Here is a 17813-nt window from a genome sequence, read left to right on the forward strand (position 1 = left end):
AAGGTCCGTGAGCACCGGAAGCGCGGAAAGCCGCCATTTGCAGGCCGTCAGGGCTGAATGTCGATCCGTCCTAAACCGCCGTCCGCCAGTCCCATGCCAGCGCGTCGCCGTCCATCACCTCCACGCCGGCCGCGATCAGCTCGTCGCGGATCGTGTCGGAGCGGGCGAAATCCTTCGTCGCACGCGCCTCGCGGCGTTCGGCGAGCCGTTCCGCGATCGTCGCCTCGTCGATCGTCGCGTTCGCCGGGCGGACGCGCAAATCCTCGCGGCGCAGGCGGGAGAGGTCCAGCCCGAGCAGCGCGTCGAAATCGGCCAGCGCCAGCAACCGCTCCTGCGGCGCGATCTTGCGGTCGGCGAGCATCGCGTCGAGCACGGGCAGCGCCCTTGGCGTGTTGAGATCGTCGGACAGCGCCGCGTCGAGCTGCTCGCGATAGCCGACGGCCGATTGCGCCGACGGGGCGGGAGGACGCGCGCGCAAGCCCTCCACCGCCTGCACCAGCCGCTTCAGCCGCACCTGCGCCGCCGCGAGATTCTCCCACGAGAACTCCAGCTCGCTGCGGTAATGCGCCTGAAGGCACAGCATCCGGTAGGCGAGCGGGTGGAAGCCGCGATCGACCAGCGCGGCGAGCGTCAGGAATTCGCCGGAGGATTTGCTCATCTTCCCCGCGCGCTCGACGAGGAAATTGTTGTGCATCCACAGGTTCGCGCCGGTGTCCGGGCAGTCGCAATACGCCTGGTTCTGCGCGATCTCATTGGGGTGGTGGATCTCGCGATGGTCGATCCCGCCGGTGTGGATGTCGAATTGCGGCCCGAGATATTTCTTGCTCATCACCGAGCATTCGAGATGCCAGCCCGGCGCGCCGCGCCCCCACGGCGAATCCCATTCCATCTGGCGGTTCTCGCCCGGCGCGGAGGTGCGCCAGATCGCGAAATCCTGCGGATGGCGCTTGCCGGAAACCGGGTCGATCCGGCTCTCGCCCTCATCGTCGCGCGCGCGGGCGAGGCGGCCGTAATCGGGGACGGTGGAGACATCGAAATAAAGTCCGCTCTCCAGCCGGTAGCAATGCCTCGCTTCGATCGCCCGCCCGAACGCGATCATCTCGGCGATGTGATCGGTGGCGAGCGGGAAGCGCGCCGGATCGCCGATGTTGAGATCGCGGAGGTTCTGCCTGAACGCCTGCGTGTAATGCGCGGCGATCGCCCAGATATCCTGCCCCGCCTTCTTCGCCGCCGCCTCCATCTTGTCGTCGCCGGCGTCGGCGTCAGAGGTCAGATGGCCGACGTCGGTGATGTTGATGATGTGGGTGAGGTCATAACCCTTCCAGCGCAGCGTCCGCGCCAGCGTGTCGGTGAAGACATAGGCGCGCAGGTTGCCGACATGGGCGTAGTTATAGACGGTCGGGCCGCAGGAATAGACGCCCACCTTCGGCGCGGCGATCGGGACGAACCTTTCGAGGTTGCGGGTCAGGCTGTTGTAGAGGGTGAGCGGGGCGCCGTGCATGATGCGCTCCTAGCGGGCAAAAGAAGCCCCCGCCAGCCGGGAGTCTGGCGGGGGCTGGCGTAGCGAGCGATCGCCATGCCATTCGTTGCGGCTTTCGCCGGATGGGGTGGCACGGCTGATCGGGTCGGAACGTCACGCGGATATTTCACCGCGCGACCGAACATTTCAGATTGTTTCAGCGCGCGAGCGGCAGGGTGACCGTGGCGATCGCGCCGCCGCGCTCGCGATTGGCGAGCGTGACATGCCCCTCATGCCGCATGACGATCGCGCGGGCGATGGCGAGGCCGAGGCCGGTGCCGCCGGTCGCGCGGTTGCGCGAAGGGTCGCCGCGCACGAACGGGTCGAACAGCCGCTCCGCCTGTGCGGGATCGATGCCGGGGCCTTCATCCTCGACGCGGATCGTCGTCTCGGCATCCGCCGTCGCCCAGTTTACGCGGGCCGCGCCGCCGTAGCGGATCGCATTGCCGATCAGATTGGCGAACACCCGTCGCAGCGCGCGGGGATCGCCGCGCACCACCGCGCGCGGCCCCGGCATCAGCGAAACCGCCGCGCCGCCGACGCTCATGTCCTCCACCACGCTGTCCAGCAGGCTGCCCAGCTCCACCAGCGAATGATCGCGCTCCCCCGCCTCGTCGCGCGCGAAGTTCAGCGTGTCGGCGATCATCGCGCGCATCTCGTCGATGTCGGCGGAGGCGCGGTCGCGCGCGCCTTCCGGCAATTGCTCGATCCAGAAGGCGAGGCGGGAGAGCGGGGTGCCCATGTCGTGCGCGATCGCGGCGAGCATGTTGGTGCGCTGCTCCGCGTGGCGCGCGAGGCGGTCGTGCATGTCGGCGACGGCGGTGGTCAGCGCGCGCACCTCCGCCGGGCCGCCCGCGGGGAACACCGGCCGCGCCGCGCCCGCCCGCGCCTGGTCCGCCGCATTGGCGAGCCGGCGCAGCGGGCTGGAGATGACCCGCGCGATCCACCACGCCGGGATCGACAGCAGCAGCACCGTGATCGACATCGCGATCAGGGTGCGGCCGTGCCAGTTGCTGAAACGGGGGCCGGGCCGCCCCTCCACGATCCGCCAGCCTTCCGGCGTGCGCCAGCCGAAGGCGAAGCCGCCGACGAACGCGCTGGGGATGCCGCGCGGGGTGCGCACGATCACCGCCACTACATCGTCGTGCGGCACATGCAGCGCATGGGCGAGGCGCATGGCGGCGTCCTTGTCGGCATGTTCCGGCCCGAGCGCGATCGGCGGGCGGTCGGCGATGTAGATGCGCAGCGGCGGGCCGGGGTCGCCCGGCTGCCTGCCGGTGCGCAGCGCATAGGCGATGCTGGCGACGCCGCGCGGCGGGTCCTTGGGCGGCGGGCCGTTGAAGGTGACGGCAAACATCATCACCGCCGTCAACACCACCGCGCCCAGCACCAGCACGACGATCGGCGCGGCGATCGACCGCACCGGGCGGCGTTCAGCGGTGGTCGACATCGGCCGTGAACATATAGCCTTCGTTGCGCACCGTGCGGATCAGGTCGTCGTCGCCGTCGCGGGCGAGCTTGCGGCGCAGGCGGCTGATCTGGACGTCGATCGCGCGATCGAAATGCTCCGCGTTCACCCCGCGCGACAGGTCGAGGAGCTGGTCGCGGGTCAGCACGCGGCGGGGATGCTCGACGAAGGCGAGCAGCAGGCGGAACTCGCCGTCGGAGAGGTTGATGACCACCTCCTCCGGGTCGATGAGCTGCCGCCCGACCGGGTCGAGCCGCCAGCCGCTGAAGCGCAGGTGCGGCCGCTCCCCCGGCGCGGCGCGCGATCCGCCCTGGTTGCGCCGCAGCACGGAGCGGATGCGGGCGAGCAGCTCGCGCGGGTTGGCGGGCTTGGCGACATAATCGTCCGCGCCCATCTCCAGCCCGACGATCCGGTCGATCTCCTCGCCGATCACCGAGAGGATGATGACCGCCGGCGATTTCGCGCGATCGAGCGAGCGCAGGATTGACAGGCCGTCCTCGCCCGGCATCATCACGTCCAGCACGATCAGCGCATAGCTCTCGGCGGCGAGCAGCCGGCGCATCTCAGCCCCGTCGGCGGCGGTGTCGACCATATAGCCGTGCGAGGAGAGGAATCCGGCGGTAAGTTCGCGGATGCCGGGATCGTCGTCGACGATCAGCAGACGGGTTTCCGTATCCATTTCGGCGGCGACATTTAGCATGGGCGCGCGATTAGGCGAGCCATGTCTCGCGCAGGTTTCAGCCTTGTAACATCCGCGTAATCAACGCGCGCCGTGACGGCGAGACGACATCCCGGTCAATAACGCACCGGGAACCTTGCCTTTGCGTCGCCGCGCTGATAGGGGCCTCCCGTTCACGGCGCGGACTTTGTTCGACGCCGTCTTGGCTATTTGGCTGTGCCAATCGATTCGGAGAAATGCGAGTTTATGCAGATCATCGTTCGCGACAACAACGTCGACCAGGCGCTGCGCGCGCTCAAGAAGAAGCTGCAGCGCGAGGGCGTCTATCGCGAGATGAAGCTGCGCCGCCATTATGAGAAGCCGTCGGAGAAGCGCGCGCGCGAGCGTGCCGCCGCCGTCCGCCGCGCCCGCAAGCTGGAGCGCAAGCGCGCGGAGCGTGACGGCGCCCGGTAAATAGCGTCGCGCCGCCCATTGGATGGGCGGCGCCGCCGTTTCCCCGAATCGCGACCAGGTCGTGTTCGGCACGACCCCGCCTCAGCCTTGAGGATCATCATGTCGACCGTCACCGCCGTCCCGATTCCGCCCGTCAAGCGCAGCTATGTCGTGTGGCTGGTGCTGGGCATCCTCGCCGCGCTGGTCGCGGCGACGGCGCTCGCCTTCCAGGGCGACGACTTCCTCACCCGCAACGCGCGCCACAAGGGCGTGGTGACGACCGCCTCGGGCCTGCAATATGAAGTGCTGACCCCCGGCAGCGGCGCGAAGCCGACCGACACCGACGTCGTGCTGGTGAACTATGAGGGCAAGCTGCTCGACGGCAAGACCTTCGACAAGTCGCAGCAGCCGACGCCGTTCCCGGTGACGGGTGTCGTGCCGGGCTTCAGCGAAGGGCTGAAGCTGATGCCGAAGGGCAGCAAGTACCGTTTCTGGATCAAGCCGTCGCTCGGCTACGGTTCCGAGGCGAAGGGGCCGATCCCGGCCAATTCGGTGCTGCAATTCGATGTCGAGCTGCTCGACTTCCTGCCCGAGCAGGTGCTGCGCCAGATGCAGATGCAGCAGCAGATGGGCGGTGCCGGTGCGCCGGGCGCGGGCGCGCCGACGGAAGGGCCGGGCGGCCGCTGACCGGCCGCGCGGATCGACGAATCGAAAAACCGGTCGGCGTGATGCCGGCCGGTTTTTTCTTGCGCGTTGAACGGTAAAGCTTGCGGTCGAGCGAAAGGCGCGCGGAAATCGCCGCTCCGCGCGACTTCAATAGCTTCCCGTCGGCCCGTGCGATTCGAGGATGCGTTGTTCCGGCCCTTCCAGCACCAGTGCGGTCAGCCGGCCGGTGGCGAAGGCGCCGGTGTCGATGCCGATGCGGTTGTGCCGGAATTCGGGCGCCTCGCTGATCGTATGGCCGTGGACGATCACGCCGTCGAAGCTGCCCTCGAAATTGAGGAACTCGCGCCGGATCCAGCGCAGGTCCGACGCCTGCTGCTCCTCGAACGGCACGCCTGGCCGCATCCCGGCATGGACGAAGCGATAGTCGCCCAGCGCCACGCCGTCGCCGAACGAATCGAGGAAGGCGAGGTGATCGGCCGGCACCAGCCGCCGGATCAGCTCCGCGAGCTGCTCGAAATCGCAGGCGTCATAGTCGCCCGGGTCCGCGCCGTAGCTCAGCATCGTCTCGCGCCCGCCGACGCGGTGGAACACCGTCAGCGCGCTGCGCTCGCCCTGCGCCGCGTGGAGCAGCAACTCCTCATGATTGCCCTTGATGAAGTCGCATCGCGGCGGCGCGGCGGCGAGCGTCATCGCGCGCTCCACCACGCCGCGCGAATCCGGGCCGCGATCGATCAGGTCGCCGAGGAAGATCAACCGGATTTCGCCGCTGAAGCCCGCGCTGTCGCGGTCGATCGCGGCGAGCAGCTCGTCGAGGCAATCAAGCCGGCCGTGGATATCGCCGATCGCATAGACGCGCACGCCGGCCGGCACTTCGGGCGGTGGAGCGGCTGGAGCGGGAGCGGGCTTACGGAAAAGACGCGAAAGAACCATTGGGATACAGCTACTGGAACGCGGCCGGTATAGACCCGCTGGCGCAAGGCTCAAGCCGCTATGGCGATCGCCGGCACCGTCCCGGCGAATCAGGCCGCGCGGCGCCGCTGATCCGAAGGCGCCGCGAGGTTCATGTCGCCCCAGATGCCGCGCGTATCGAGCACGTGCTTGCCCGCGCGCTCCTCGATCGGCACCGAGCGGAAGATGTCGTGATCGACCAGCACGATCATGATCGGGCAGTCGGCGATCGCGCTGTCGATATCGATCAGCCGCGCGCCGCTTCCCGCCAGCGACGTGGGGAGGGCGTTGGCATAAGGCTCCACCACCGCGATCCGCGCGCCGAATCGCGCGGCCAGCGCCTCCGCCACCTTCAGCGCGGGGCTTTCGCGGAAATCGTCGATATTGGGCTTGAAGGCGAGGCCGAGGCAGGCGACCGGCAGGCCGGGCAGCGCCTCCAGCAATTCGGTCGCACGGGCGATCACCCAGTCGGTCTTGCCGTCGTTCACCTCGCGCGCGGTGCGGATCAGCGGCGTGCTCTCCGGCGCGGCATGGACGAGGAACCACGGATCGACCGCGATGCAATGCCCGCCGACACCGGGGCCGGGCTGGAGGATGTTGACGCGCGGATGGCGGTTGGCGAGGCGGATCACCTCCCACACGTCGACGCCCATCTTCTCCGCGACGATGCTCAACTCGTTGGCGAAGGCGATGTTGACGTCGCGGAAGGCGTTCTCGGTCAGCTTGGTCATCTCCGCCGCGCGCGCGTTGGTGGTGACGCAGGCGCCGCGCACGAAGCGGCGGTAGAAGGCCAGCGCCTTGCGCGCGCAACGCGGGGTGATGCCGCCGATCACCCGGTCGTTGTCGATCAGCTCGACCAGGATGCGGCCCGGCAGCACCCGTTCCGGGCAATAAGCGATGGCGATGTCCGCCGCCTCGGCGGAAACGCCCGGCACGCGCAGGTCCGGCCGAAGCTGCGCGAGCAGGTCGCGCACCTGCTCCGTCGTGCCGACCGGGGAAGTGGATTCGAGGATCACCGTGTCGCCCGGCTTGAGCACCGTCGCGATCGTCGTCGCGGCTTTCAGCACATAACCGATGTCGGGCGCATGGCCCGCCGCGAACGGCGTGGGCACGGCGATGACGAACACGTCGGCCGGCTCGATCTCCAGCGAGGCGCGCAGGTTGCCGCGCGCGACGACGCCGGAGACGAGGCCGTCGAGATCGACCTCCTCGATATGCACATGCCCCGAATTGACCGTCTCGATCACCGAAGGTGTCACGTCGATCCCGACCACCTTCGCGCCGGTCCGCGCGATCACGGCGGCGGTCGGCAGGCCGATATAGCCAAGCCCGAGGACCGCGACCTTCAGCTCGTTATCCGGCACCATCGGCAATCACCCCTGCGATCCTTTCCGCCGCATGGCCGTCGCCGAAGGGATTGTGGGCGCGGGCCATTTCGGACCAGGCCGCCTTGTCGTCGATAAGGGTGAAGACTTCGGAAACGATGCGCGCGCGATCGGTGCCGACCAGCCTGGCGGTGCCGGCGGCGACGCCCTCCGGCCGCTCGGTGGTGTCGCGCATCACCAGCACCGGCTTGCCCATCGCGGGCGCTTCCTCCTGCACCCCGCCCGAATCGGTGAGCGCGAGGTGGCACAGGCGCAGCGCGCGGATGAAATGCGGATAATCGAGCGGCGCGATCCGCGCGATATTCGGCCGATCGCCGAGGATCGCGTCCATCACCGCGCCGACATTGGGATTGGGGTGCACCGGGAAGATCACCGCGACATCCTCGCGCGCGGCGATATCGGCGATGGCATGGGCGATATTCTCCATCCCGCCGCCGAAATTCTCGCGGCGGTGCGTGGTGACGAGGACGATCCTTTTCCCCGCGAAACGCGCCGCGATATCGTCCAGCCCGGCGGCGAGCGCGGGATCGGCGTCGATCCGCGCGCTCGTCCAGTGCAATGCGTCGATCACCGTATTGCCGGTGACATGCACGCCGGCGCGGATATTCTCGCGCGCCAGCGCCTCGGCGGCGGTGTCGGTCGGCGCGAAATGCAGGTCGGCGATCGGGGCGACGATGCGGCGGTTCACCTCCTCCGGCCACGGGTGATAGATGTTGCCGGAACGCAGCCCGGCCTCGACATGCGCGACCGGGATCTTGCGGTAATAGGCCGCCAGCGCGCCGGCCATCGCGGTGGCCGTGTCGCCCTGCACGATCACGCGGTCGGGCCGCTCGCGGTCCATCGTCTCGCCCAACCCGGTGAGCAATCGCGCGGTCAGCCGGTCGAGCGTCTGCCCCGGCTCCATCAGGTCGAGGTCGATGTTCGGCGTCAGCCCGGCGATCGCCAGCACCTGATCGAGCAGCCCGCGATGCTGCGCCGTGACGCAGACGCGCGGGGTGACGCCCGGCCGCCCCGCCAGCGCCCGCACCACCGGGAACAGCTTGATGGCCTCCGGCCGCGTGCCGAAAATGAGCAGGATCTTCATGGCTTCCCGCTCTATTCGTCGTGACTTAACGACGCGCTAACCGTTTCGGGCCAAGGAAGCGAATTGTCGCGCCGCGCGTCGCCGGATAAGGCGCGGAACGTCGCAACAGGGACGAGTGCATGTCGATCAAGCCGCTTCGCAAGGCCGTTTTCCCCGTCGCCGGGCTGGGTACCCGCTTCCTTCCCGCCACCAAGGCGATGCCGAAGGAGATGCTCACCGTCGTCGACAAGCCGCTGATCCAATATGCGGTGGAGGAGGCGATCGAGGCCGGGATCGAGCAGATCATCTTCGTCACCGGGCGCGGCAAGTCGGCGCTCGAGGACCATTTCGACATCTCCTATGAACTGGAGGCGACGCTCAAGGATCGCGGCAAGAGCCTCGCGGCGATCGAGGGCATCCGGCAGAAGCCAGGCTCGCCGGTCTATGTGCGGCAGCAGGAGCCGCTCGGGCTGGGCCATGCGGTGTGGTGCGCGCGCGAGATCGTCGGCGACGAGCCGTTCGCGGTGCTGCTGCCCGACGAGTTGATGGTCGGCACGCCGGGGCTGCTCGCGCAGATGTGCGAGGTCTATCAGCGCACCGGCGGCAATGTGATCGGCGCGCTGGAAATCGCGGCGGAGCAGACCGACAAATACGGCATCATCTCCCCCGGCGCGGTCGACGGCCGCGTGGTCGAGGTGGCGGCGCTGGTCGAGAAGCCGGCGCTCGGCACCGCGCCCTCCAACCTGATGATCCCCGGCCGCTACATCCTCCAGCCCGAGGTGATGCGGATCCTCGACAATCCGGTGCGGGGCGCCGGCGGCGAAATCCAGCTTACCGATGCGATGGCGCAACTGATCGGCAGGCAGCCGTTCAATGGCGTGATGTTCGACGGGCAGCGCTACGATTGCGGCGACAAGGCCGGCTATATCCGCGCCAATCTCGCGCTGGCGCTGGCGCGGGAGGATATCGGCCCCGCCGTCCGCGATTTCGCGCGGCAACTCATCGCATGACGATCCTCGTCACCGGCGTCGCCGGGTTCATCGGCCACGCCGTCGCGGCGGCGCTGGCCGGGCGGGGCGAGCGGGTGGTCGGGATCGACAATCTCAACGATTATTACGATCCGGCGCTGAAGCGCGCGCGGCTGGCCGATCTGGCCGCCCGGTTCGGCGGGGCGGTGGAGTTCGTCGAGGCCGATATCGCCGACGAACATGCCCTCGACGCGGCGGTGGCGGGGCGCGGCGTCGACCGCATCGTCCATCTCGCGGCGCAGGCGGGGGTGCGTTACTCGCTGGAGAATCCGCGCGCTTATGTCCGCTCCAATCTGGCCGGGCATGTCAATGTGCTGGAACTGGCGCGGGGGCTGGGCGCGCGGCATCTCGTCTATGCCTCGTCCTCGTCGGTCTATGGCGGCAATGCGAAGCTGCCGTTCAGCGTGGAGGATCGCGTCGATCGGCCGGTGTCGCTCTATGCCGCGACCAAGCGGTCGGACGAGATGCTGAGCGAAAGCTACGCGCACCTGTTCCGCATCCCCCAGACCGGGCTGCGCTTCTTCACCGTCTATGGCCCGTGGGGGCGGCCGGACATGGCGGTGTGGCTGTTCACCTCGGCGATCCTGGAGGGGCGGCCGATCAAGGTGTTCAACAACGGCGCGATGCGGCGCGACTTCACCTATATCGACGATATCGTCGCCGGCGTCCTCGCGGCGCTCGACCGGCCGCCCGCCGACGACGGGGCGGAGAAGCCGGGTGGCAGCATCACGCCACACGCCCGCTACAATCTCGGCAACAGCCGCGCGGAGGAACTGTCGCACCTGATCGCGGCGATCGAGGCGGCGTGCGGGCGCGAGGCGGTGCGCGAGATGCTCCCGATGCAGCCGGGCGACGTTTCGGCCACCTATGCCGATATCGCCGTCTCCACGCGCGACCTGGATTTCAGCCCGGCGACGTCGATCGAGCAAGGCGTCGGGCGCTTCGTCGACTGGTATCGCGCGCATCACGGGATTTGAGGCGCGCGCCCGCGCCAAACGCGGCGGCATTTCGATTCGCTGGCGAATCGATCCGGAACGGAGGCGATAGCGGCGATCACCACGAAGCCGGCCCCGGCGTTTCACCCCGCCGTCCCCGCGAATCGCGGACAAAAAAATAGCGGCCCGAAGACCGCTATTTCTTCCGAATTCTCGGGGAACTCAGTTGCTGCTGGACTTGCTGTCCGAGTCGGCGATCACGACGATGCCGGCGATGACAGCGGCCGCAGCGAGAACGGCAATGAGAACGCCGCCGCCAGCGAGCTTGTCCTTCGAAGCGGACGGAGTCGCGGCGCGCGACTGGCCAACCGAGAGGCTCGCGGCCGGGTTGGCGGGGGCGGCAATCGCCGGCGCAACCGCGAGCGACGCAGCAGCAGCGGCAGCAATGTACTTGGCAAGACGCATGTTAAACTCCCTTTCCGGTCCGTTGGCCTATTTGCATCAACCCCCGGGCATTGCAAGCCTCTAAAGCCGGTTCGTTAAGAAAGTTCCACCACTTGGGTCATGCAGTTGTAATTCTGCAACGACAGGCCGGGTCCTTCTCAAGTCGAATCGTGCGGACGCGAAAGTAGAGCATGTCGGCGATCAGCAATTGTCCCGCCGGATCGTCGCCGAACGGGGTAATGGAACGAATCGCCTCCAGCGCGGCGAGGCTGCCGATCATGCCCACCATCGGCCCGAGCACGCCGTCATCTGCGCAGGAGCCGCCGTCGCGCGACGGGGCGTTGCCGACCAGGCAGCGATAGCAGGGCTTGCCCGCCTCCCAGCCGCGATAGACGGCGAGTTGCCCCTCGAACTGTCCCACCGCCGCCGAAACGAGCGGAATGCGCGCGGCAAGGGCCGCGTCGGCGACGGCGAGGCGCGTGGCGAAGCTGTCGCTGCCGTCGATCACCACGTCGGCGCCGCCAAGCAGTTCGGCGGCATTGCCCTCGCCCAGCCGCGTGGCGCGCTGCTCGATCACGACATGCGGGTTGATCGCCGTGGCGGCTTCGGCGGCGGCGGCGGCCTTCGCCGCGCCGATGTCGGCCGTGCGGAAGATCGTCTGCCGCTGGAGGTTCGACGCCTCCACGCGATCGTCGTCGATCAGGACCAGCCGCCCGACGCCGGCGGCGGCGAGATACTGGATCGCGGGCGAGCCGATCCCGCCCGCGCCGACCATGGCGACAGACGCACGCTTCAGCCGCAATTGCCCCACCCCGCCGATTTCGCGCAGGACGAGGTGCCGGGCGTAGCGCGCCAGCTCATCGGGGCCGAGCGTCACTCCTTCCATGCGAAGGCGACGGTGATGCGATACCAGGCGCCGCCGGCCGCCGGGGCGAGGTTGGCGCGCGTCATGCGCGAGACGAGGCCGGCGGCATATTGCTCGACCGTCGGGCAGCCGATCGCGCGCGGCACGATGCGTCGTACTTCGCCGGAGCGCTCGACCAGTACCGCGAGGTCGACCGCCAGCGTGAAGCCGTCCGCGCCGCGCTGCGCGGCGGAGCAGCGCCCGGCCGCCACCTCGTCATGCACGAAGCGCGACAGTTCGGGCTGCTGCATCACCTCGCGCCGGATCAGCGGCAGATCGGCGAGCTTGCTCCACTCCGCCGGCGGATCGGGGGCGGGCGCATCCGCGGGCGCCGTCTGCGCCAGCAGCAGGGCGGCGAGCGCGATCACCGCCCGGTCGATCCGAAGCCGCCCGCGCCGCGCGCGGTGTCGTCCAGCGCCGCCACCTCGACCAGCGCCGCGCGCAGCACCGGGGCGGGGACGAGCTGGGCGATGCGCTGGCCGCGCGTCACCTCGAATGGCGCGTCGCCGAGATTGGCGAGGATCACCTTCACCTCGCCGCGATAGTCGCTGTCGATCGTGCCGGGGGTGTTGAGGCAGGTCACGCCATGGTTGAGCGCCAGCCCGGAGCGCGGGCGCACCTGCACCTCATAGCCTTCGGGAATGGCGATGGCGAAGCCGGTCGCGACCGCGTGGCGCGCGCCGGGCGCGAGCGTCACGTCCTCCGCCGCCACCACGTCCATCCCCGCCGCGCCCGCGGTGGCATAGCCGGGGAGGGGGAGGCCGTCGCCATGCGGCAGGCGTTTCACCTGGATCGGGATCGAGTTGCTCATCGGCGCTCATATAGTCGAACGCGGGCCGGTCGCCATCTCCTGAATGTCTTCAGGCCAGCGCCTCGGCGATCCGCTCGGCCAGCCGCGCCGCCACCGCTTCCTTGGGCAGCCGCTCCCAATCCTCCACCCCGTCGACGGTGACGATATGGATGGTGTTGGCGTCGCCGCCCATCACGTCGCCGGACACGTCGTTGGCGACGATCCAGTCGGCGCCCTTGCGCGCGCGCTTGGCGGCTGCATGGTCGAGCACTTTCTCGGTCTCCGCCGCGAACCCGATGACGAGGCGCGGGCGGCGCGTGCCGTGCGCCAGCGTGGCGAGGATATCGGGATTTTCGGCGAGGCGCAGCGTCGGGGTGCCGCCGCCAGCCTTCTTGATCTTCTGCGCGGCGGCGTCCTCCGCGCGCCAGTCGGCGACCGCCGCGACCATCACCGCCGCATCGGCCGGCAGCGAATGCTCGACCGCCGCCGCCATCTCGCGCGCCGTCTCGACATCGATCCGCTCGACGCCGTGCGGCGTCGGCAGCGCGACCGGGCCGGCGACGAGCGTCACCCGCGCGCCGAGCCGGGCCAGCGCCCCGGCGATCGCGAAACCCTGCTTCCCCGAGCTGCGGTTGGCGATGTAGCGCACCGGGTCGATCGGCTCATGCGTCGGGCCGGCGGTGACCAGCACATGCCGGCCGGCGAGCGGCGTGACATGCGGCGTAAGCAGCGCCTCGATCGCCGCGACGATCGCGGCCGGCTCGGGCAGGCGGCCGGGGCCGTATTCGCCGCAGGCCATCGCGCCCTCGTCCGGCGTCATCACCGTCACGCCGTCGGCGCGGAGCTGATCGATGTTGCGGCGGGTGGCGGCGTGCCGCCACATGCGCACGTTCATCGCCGGCGCGGCCAGCACCGGCTTGTCGGTGGCGAGCAGCAGGGTGGTGGCGAGATCGTCCGCGATTCCCCCCGCCATCCGCGCGAGCAGGTCGGCGGTAGCCGGCGCGACGACGACGAGATCGGCCTCGCGGCTGAGCTGGATATGCCCCATCTCCGCCTCGTCCTTGAGATCCCAGAGGGTGGTGTAGACCTTGTCCTCGGACAGCGCGGCGAGCGTCATCGGCATGACGAAATGGCTGCCGCCCTCGGTCAGCACGCAGCGCACCTCGTGCCCCGCCTTGCGTAGCAGGCGCACCAGCTCGCACGCCTTGTAGGCCGCGATGCCGCCGCCGACGATCAACAGGATGCGCTTCATCGCAATACCCTTGTCACGGTGATGCGCCGCGTGTCGAGGGCGGCGGCGATCAGGTCGCGCAGCCCGCAAGGCACGAACACCAGCCCGACGAGCATCAGCGGGGCGGGCAGCATCACCCAATAGAAAGTGTCCGCCCGGCAGAAGATGCCGATCAGCGTGGCATAGCCGGTGAGCGTGACGAGCACGCGCAGCGCGGTCGGATCGCGCCAGGAGGCCCAGCCGTAGAGGCCCATCGTCACCAGCAGCGCGGCGATCGCGCCCGGCACGGCGACGAGCACGGTGGCCGACGCGAGCGACTTCACGAAGAAACCGTAGCCCAGCATCCCCATCCAGCCGGGCGAGGGCGTGTCGAGCGGACGGACCACCATCGCGACCGCATGGGCGTGGAAGGCGACGACCACCGCCAGCACCGTCGCGGCGATGAACCAGCCCAGCGCCTCGCGCCGGTCACCCTCGACCAGCGCGAGCAGGAACATCAGCCCCAGATACAGCCCCGCCGTCTCGCGGATCAGCGTGGCCGCCAGCCCGATCGAAACCGATTCGATCCAGCGTCCCGGCCGCCATATGGCGAGGCTGAGCGCGATGAGCAGGCCCGCCCATATCTCGTGGAAAACCAGCAGCATCGGCTGCACACAGGCGACCAGCCCGCCCGCCAGCAGCAGCAGCGCCATCGCGGTGGGAAGCGGGCCGGTGAAGACCGTGCGCAATCGCACCATCCACGCCAGCACCACCGCCGCGACCAGCGCGTAGAGCAGGAGCGGAGAGAGCCATTGCGGCAGCCAAGCCTGTATCACCGCCAGCGCCGGCAGGCGGAAGGTGATGAACGGGCGCAGCGGATAATGGCCGCGCCGCAACTCGGTCGCGGTCGCGGTATAATAATTGTCGCCGTAGCGGATGTCGGAGACGATATTCTCGTAGAGCATCCGGTCGGTCATGCCGCCCGCCGCGCCGGATTCGCCGGCGGCATCCGACGCCAGCCTAGGCCCCGGCGCATCGATCACGCTATAGCAGGCGAGCAGCAGCAGGAGCGCTGCGAGCGCCAGCACGATCCGCGCGGCGCGGTTCGACAGCCCGGCGAACCGGGTCGGTGCCGCCAGCCGGATTCCCGCCGCCGCCATGATCTAGAGCCAGAGTGCGGCCAGCGCCGCCCCGGCGCCGGCCAGCGCGGCGACCAGCGCCACCGCCGCATAGCGCCAGCCGCCGCCGATCCGCACCACCTCGATCTGGCGCAGCGGCGGGGCGGGGGGCGCGCCGCCGGGGGCGGGAAAACGCTCCTCGATGCGGCGCACGAGTTCCGGCAGACGGGCGAGGGTGCGGAAATCGGCGATCAGCCGGTCGGCCACCGCCGCTTCCGGGCCGAGCTCGGTCCTGATCCATTCCTCCACCACCGGGCCGGCGGTGTCCCACATGTTGATGTCGGGATCGAGGCTGGTCGCCACGCCCTCCACCATCACCATCGTCTTTTGCAGCAGCAGCAGGTGCGGCTGCGTCGCCATGTCGAAGTCGCGGGTGATCGAGAACAGGCCGTCGAGCATCATGCCGATCGACATCTCCTTCACCGGCAGCCCGCGCATCGGCTCGCCCACCGCGCGCAGGGCGGTGGCGAACTCGGCGACATTGTGATGCGGCGGGACGTAGCCGGCCTCGAAATGGATTTCCGCGACGCGGCGGTAATTGCCGGTGATGAGGCCGTAGAGGATTTCCGCCAGCCATATCCGCGCGCGGCGGTCGATCCGGCCCATGATGCCGAAGTCGATCGCCACGATGCGGTTGCCGGGGACGGCGAACAGATTCCCCTGGTGCATGTCCGCGTGGAAGAAGCCCTCCGCGATCGCCTGCCGCAGGAAGGCGTGGACCAATGTGCGGGCCAGCGCCGGCAGGTCATAGCCCTGCGCGACCAGCGCGGCGCGGTCGGAGAGCTTGATGCCGTCGATCCACTCGATCGTCAGCACCTTGCCGGTGGTGCGCTGCCAGTCGACCTTCGGGACGATATAGCCCGGCTCCGCCGTCATCCCCTCGGCCAACTCGGAGGCGGAGGCCGCCTCGCGCCGCAGGTCAAGCTCGCGCGCCGTCCAGCGCTTGAACGTCTCGATGACGAGGCGCGGCTGGAGCCGGGCGATCTCGCCGCCCATCGGCTCGGCCTGCGCGGCCGCCCATTCATAGGTCTCGATCGCGCGGGCGAATTCCTCCTCCACGCCGGGCCGCAGCACCTTGACCGCCACCTCGCGTCCGTCGGTCGTCACCGCGCGATGCACCTGCGCGATCGAGGCGGCGCCGACCGGCACCTCGTCGATCCGCGCGAACAGATGGTCGAGCGGACGGCCGAAGCTCGCCTGAAGCTGCGGGCGGATTTCCGCGAACGGCACCGGCGGCAGCGCGTCCTGAAGCCGCAGCAGGTCCGCCGCCGCCGCCTCGCCGACCAGATCGGGCCGGGTCGCGAGCGTCTGGCCGAGCTTGATCGCCGCCGGACCGATCGCCTGGAACGCATCGGCGTAGCGCGGCACGTCCGGCGTGCGCGCGCCGAACCGCGCGATGCGCAGCAGGCGGCGCAGGCGCGGCGGCGTGTTCGGGTCGCGCTCGATCCCGCGCAGCGCCCCGTGCCGCGCGAGGATGCGACCCCATTTCAGGAGCCGCCAGCTATGGACGATCGGGGAGGTCAAATCTTCCAGCCGCTATGGATCGCCACCAGCCCGCCGAGCAGCGGCTCGACCTTCGTCTGGACGAACCCGGCGTCGCGGATCATCCGCTCGAACGTCGGCATGTCCGGGAAGCGGCGGATCGATTCGACGAGATAGCGGTAGCTGTCGCGGTCATCCGCCAGAAGCTGGCCGATGCGCGGCACCAGATGATGCGAGTAATTGTCGTAGATTTCCTTGAATCCCGGCCATTGCGTGGTCGAGAATTCAAGGCAGAAGAATCGCCCGCCGCGCCGCAGCACGCGGTGCGCCTCGCGCAGCGCCGCCGGGATGTCGGTGACGTTGCGGATGCCGAAGGCGATCGTATAGGCGTCGAAGAAGCGGTCGGGGAAGGCCAGCGTCTCGGCGTTCGCCTCGGTCCAGACGAGGCCGTCGATGCCGCGTTCCTGCGCGCGCTTCATGCCCACTTCCAGCATCGCCGGATTGATGTCCGCCACCGTCACGCTCGCGCCGTCGCGCTGGAGGCGGAAGGCGATGTCGCCGGTGCCGCCGGCCATGTCGAGGATCTGCTCGCCCGCGCGCGGCTTCACGCGGCGGACGAAGCGGTCCTTCCACAGCCGGTGCATCCCGCCCGACATGGCGTCGTTCATCAGGTCGTAGCGGCTGGCGACGCTGGCAAAGACCCCGCCGACGCGGGCGGTCTTTTCCTCTGGCGTCACTTCCTCATAGCCGAAGGAGACGGTTTCGCTCATGGCGTGCAGCCCTAGCGGGGGCGGTGCCTTCGGGCTAGTGGGGTTGCAGATGCCCGAGCTTCCCGAAGTAGAAACCACCGTCCGCGGCCTCGCCCCGGTGCTGGAGGGCGCGTCGATCGCCGCGATCGAGACGCGCCGTGCGGACCTGCGGCGGCCGTTCCCCGAGGACCTGCGCCAGCGGATGACCGGCGCGCGCGTCACGTCGCTCGGGCGGCGGGCGAAATACGGGCTGGTCGCGACCGATCGCGGCGACACGATGATCTTCCATCTCGGCATGTCCGGGCGCTGGCGGATCGATCCGGGGGAACTGCTGCCGCACGATCATCTGCTGATCGAGACGGGGGCGGGGCGGCGCGTCGCGCTCAACGATCCGCGCCGATTCGGCTCGGTCGACCTGTGGCGCAGCGACGCGCTGGCGGGCTTCCCGGCCTTCGCGGCGCTGGGGCCGGAGCCGCTGGGGCCGGAACTGACCGCCGCTTACCTCTACCGGATGCTCGCCGGCCGCCGCGCGTCGATCAAGCTGATGCTGCTCGACCAGCGGATCGTCGCGGGGCTGGGCAACATCTACGTCTGCGAGGCGCTGCATCTCGCGCGCATCTCGCCGAAGCGCGCGGCGGGCGACGTGTCGCGCGCGAAGCTCGGGCGGCTGGTCGAGGCGATTCGCGCGGTGCTGCTCTCCGCGATCGAGGCGGGCGGATCGACGCTGCGCGATTATGCCCGACCCGATGGCGAGCTTGGCTATTTCTCGAAGCAATTCCTCGTCTACGGGCGCGAGGGGCTGCCGTGCGCATGCGGCGGCGTGGTGGAGCGTTATGCCGAGGGCGGGCGCTCGACCTTCTGGTGCCCGGCCTGTCAGCGTGGTTGACCGGGAAGGGACGGCGCGCTAAGGGCCGCGCTTCCAGGGCGAAGGGG

19 protein-coding genes are annotated in these 17813 nt (G+C 69.4%); 5 read left to right on the forward strand and 14 right to left on the reverse strand.

Annotated features, from left to right (window positions below):
- Positions 1-70 precede the first annotated feature (70 nt).
- The 3 genes from cysS to F9288_RS10110 form a co-directional block, all read right to left on the reverse strand.
- Positions 71-1501 (reverse strand): cysteine--tRNA ligase, encoded by a 1431-nt coding sequence (gene cysS / locus F9288_RS10100; RefSeq protein ID WP_174836527.1) that lies wholly within the window; start codon positions 1499-1501, stop codon positions 71-73.
- 175 nt (positions 1502-1676) lie between these two features.
- The gene (locus tag F9288_RS10105) at positions 1677-2969 is read right to left on the reverse strand and encodes a cell wall metabolism sensor histidine kinase WalK (protein WP_174836529.1); all 1293 of its coding nucleotides are present in this window, start codon (positions 2967-2969) and stop codon (positions 1677-1679) included.
- Complete coding sequence (locus F9288_RS10110; RefSeq protein WP_254621155.1) at positions 2953-3666, reverse strand: response regulator; 714 nt, start codon at positions 3664-3666, stop codon at positions 2953-2955. Before F9288_RS10110 ends, F9288_RS10105 begins: the two co-directional genes overlap by 17 nt.
- Positions 3667-3912: 246 nt before the next feature.
- On the opposite strand from F9288_RS10110, the gene rpsU reads away from it, so the two are divergent.
- Together rpsU and F9288_RS10120 are read left to right on the forward strand one after the other, a co-directional pair.
- Entirely contained in the window at positions 3913-4119 is a 207-nt protein-coding gene (gene rpsU, locus F9288_RS10115) for a 30S ribosomal protein S21 (protein WP_007404630.1), read from the forward strand.
- A 99-nt stretch (positions 4120-4218) separates the two neighbouring features.
- On the forward strand, positions 4219-4785 hold the full coding sequence (locus F9288_RS10120; protein ID WP_174836532.1) for an FKBP-type peptidyl-prolyl cis-trans isomerase: 567 nt from the start codon (positions 4219-4221) through the stop codon (positions 4783-4785).
- 126 nt (positions 4786-4911) lie between these two features.
- Here the strand turns inward: F9288_RS10120 and F9288_RS10125 are convergent, their stop codons facing one another.
- The 3 genes from F9288_RS10125 to wecB form a co-directional block, all read right to left on the reverse strand.
- Complete coding sequence (locus F9288_RS10125) at positions 4912-5694, reverse strand: metallophosphoesterase family protein (RefSeq protein WP_174836534.1); 783 nt, start codon at positions 5692-5694, stop codon at positions 4912-4914.
- A gap of 89 nt (positions 5695-5783) precedes the next feature.
- The gene (wecC, locus tag F9288_RS10130; protein WP_174836536.1) at positions 5784-7079 is read right to left on the reverse strand and encodes a UDP-N-acetyl-D-mannosamine dehydrogenase; all 1296 of its coding nucleotides are present in this window, start codon (positions 7077-7079) and stop codon (positions 5784-5786) included.
- Positions 7066-8181 (reverse strand): non-hydrolyzing UDP-N-acetylglucosamine 2-epimerase, encoded by a 1116-nt coding sequence (wecB, locus tag F9288_RS10135; protein WP_174836538.1) that lies wholly within the window; start codon positions 8179-8181, stop codon positions 7066-7068. The genes wecC and wecB overlap by 14 nt, the downstream gene beginning before the upstream one ends.
- A gap of 119 nt (positions 8182-8300) precedes the next feature.
- Here wecB and galU point away from each other — a divergent pair, with 119 nt between their 5' ends.
- Positions 8301-9170, forward strand: coding sequence for a UTP--glucose-1-phosphate uridylyltransferase GalU (gene galU / locus F9288_RS10140; protein ID WP_174836539.1), 870 nt, complete (start codon positions 8301-8303; stop codon positions 9168-9170).
- Positions 9167-10165 carry an SDR family NAD(P)-dependent oxidoreductase gene (locus F9288_RS10145; RefSeq protein WP_174836541.1) on the forward strand — a complete coding sequence of 333 codons (999 nt, stop codon included), beginning with the start codon at positions 9167-9169 and terminating at the stop codon, positions 10163-10165. The genes galU and F9288_RS10145 overlap by 4 nt, the downstream gene beginning before the upstream one ends.
- 180 nt (positions 10166-10345) lie before the next feature.
- Here the strand turns inward: F9288_RS10145 and F9288_RS10150 are convergent, their stop codons facing one another.
- The 8 genes from F9288_RS10150 to F9288_RS10185 form a co-directional block, all read right to left on the reverse strand.
- Positions 10346-10588 (reverse strand): hypothetical protein, encoded by a 243-nt coding sequence (locus F9288_RS10150; protein WP_174836543.1) that lies wholly within the window; start codon positions 10586-10588, stop codon positions 10346-10348.
- Between the two features lie 97 nt (positions 10589-10685).
- A complete protein-coding gene (locus tag F9288_RS10155; protein ID WP_174836545.1) occupies positions 10686-11444 on the reverse strand; it encodes a molybdopterin-synthase adenylyltransferase MoeB in 759 nt (252 codons plus the stop codon).
- Entirely contained in the window at positions 11441-11839 is a 399-nt protein-coding gene (locus F9288_RS10160) for a hypothetical protein (protein WP_254621156.1), read from the reverse strand. Before F9288_RS10160 ends, F9288_RS10155 begins: the two co-directional genes overlap by 4 nt.
- Positions 11836-12282 carry a dUTP diphosphatase gene (gene dut / locus F9288_RS10165; protein WP_174836547.1) on the reverse strand — a complete coding sequence of 149 codons (447 nt, stop codon included), beginning with the start codon at positions 12280-12282 and terminating at the stop codon, positions 11836-11838. The genes F9288_RS10160 and dut overlap by 4 nt, the downstream gene beginning before the upstream one ends.
- Positions 12283-12331: 49 nt before the next feature.
- Positions 12332-13513 carry a bifunctional phosphopantothenoylcysteine decarboxylase/phosphopantothenate--cysteine ligase CoaBC gene (coaBC, locus tag F9288_RS10170; RefSeq protein WP_174836549.1) on the reverse strand — a complete coding sequence of 394 codons (1182 nt, stop codon included), beginning with the start codon at positions 13511-13513 and terminating at the stop codon, positions 12332-12334.
- Complete coding sequence (locus F9288_RS10175) at positions 13510-14631, reverse strand: hypothetical protein (RefSeq protein ID WP_174836551.1); 1122 nt, start codon at positions 14629-14631, stop codon at positions 13510-13512. Before F9288_RS10175 ends, coaBC begins: the two co-directional genes overlap by 4 nt.
- 3 nt (positions 14632-14634) lie before the next feature.
- Entirely contained in the window at positions 14635-16173 is a 1539-nt protein-coding gene (gene ubiB / locus F9288_RS10180) for a 2-polyprenylphenol 6-hydroxylase (protein ID WP_174836552.1), read from the reverse strand.
- The gene (locus F9288_RS10185; RefSeq protein ID WP_174836554.1) at positions 16170-16901 is read right to left on the reverse strand and encodes a class I SAM-dependent methyltransferase; all 732 of its coding nucleotides are present in this window, start codon (positions 16899-16901) and stop codon (positions 16170-16172) included. Before F9288_RS10185 ends, ubiB begins: the two co-directional genes overlap by 4 nt.
- Before the next feature lie 49 nt (positions 16902-16950).
- Here F9288_RS10185 and mutM point away from each other — a divergent pair, with 49 nt between their 5' ends.
- Positions 16951-17766, forward strand: coding sequence for a bifunctional DNA-formamidopyrimidine glycosylase/DNA-(apurinic or apyrimidinic site) lyase (gene mutM / locus F9288_RS10190; protein ID WP_174836555.1), 816 nt, complete (start codon positions 16951-16953; stop codon positions 17764-17766).
- The last annotated feature ends 47 nt before the right edge of the window (positions 17767-17813 follow it).

The organism is Sphingomonas sp. CL5.1 (genome assembly GCF_013344685.1).
GTDB lineage: Bacteria > Pseudomonadota > Alphaproteobacteria > Sphingomonadales > Sphingomonadaceae > Sphingomonas.

Bases quoted from the DNA above. Each gene is read 5' to 3' on its own strand.
- mutM (WP_174836555.1), top strand. From the start codon at position 16,951: ATGCCCGAGCTTCCCGAAGTAGAAACCACCGTCCGCGGCCTCGCCCCG.
- wecB (WP_174836538.1), bottom strand. From the start codon at position 8,181: ATGAAGATCCTGCTCATTTTCGGCACGCGGCCGGAGGCCATCAAGCTG.
- F9288_RS10105 (WP_174836529.1), bottom strand. From the start codon at position 2,969: ATGTCGACCACCGCTGAACGCCGCCCGGTGCGGTCGATCGCCGCGCCG.
- galU (WP_174836539.1), top strand. From the start codon at position 8,301: ATGTCGATCAAGCCGCTTCGCAAGGCCGTTTTCCCCGTCGCCGGGCTG.
- cysS (WP_174836527.1), bottom strand. From the start codon at position 1,501: ATGCACGGCGCCCCGCTCACCCTCTACAACAGCCTGACCCGCAACCTC.
- dut (WP_174836547.1), bottom strand. From the start codon at position 12,282: ATGAGCAACTCGATCCCGATCCAGGTGAAACGCCTGCCGCATGGCGAC.
- F9288_RS10125 (WP_174836534.1), bottom strand. From the start codon at position 5,694: ATGGTTCTTTCGCGTCTTTTCCGTAAGCCCGCTCCCGCTCCAGCCGCT.
- coaBC (WP_174836549.1), bottom strand. From the start codon at position 13,513: ATGAAGCGCATCCTGTTGATCGTCGGCGGCGGCATCGCGGCCTACAAG.
- F9288_RS10185 (WP_174836554.1), bottom strand. From the start codon at position 16,901: ATGAGCGAAACCGTCTCCTTCGGCTATGAGGAAGTGACGCCAGAGGAA.
- F9288_RS10110 (WP_254621155.1), bottom strand. From the start codon at position 3,666: ATGGATACGGAAACCCGTCTGCTGATCGTCGACGACGATCCCGGCATC.
- F9288_RS10145 (WP_174836541.1), top strand. From the start codon at position 9,167: ATGACGATCCTCGTCACCGGCGTCGCCGGGTTCATCGGCCACGCCGTC.
- F9288_RS10150 (WP_174836543.1), bottom strand. From the start codon at position 10,588: ATGCGTCTTGCCAAGTACATTGCTGCCGCTGCTGCTGCGTCGCTCGCG.
- F9288_RS10175 (WP_174836551.1), bottom strand. From the start codon at position 14,631: ATGGCGGCGGCGGGAATCCGGCTGGCGGCACCGACCCGGTTCGCCGGG.
- wecC (WP_174836536.1), bottom strand. From the start codon at position 7,079: ATGGTGCCGGATAACGAGCTGAAGGTCGCGGTCCTCGGGCTTGGCTAT.
- F9288_RS10120 (WP_174836532.1), top strand. From the start codon at position 4,219: ATGTCGACCGTCACCGCCGTCCCGATTCCGCCCGTCAAGCGCAGCTAT.
- rpsU (WP_007404630.1), top strand. From the start codon at position 3,913: ATGCAGATCATCGTTCGCGACAACAACGTCGACCAGGCGCTGCGCGCG.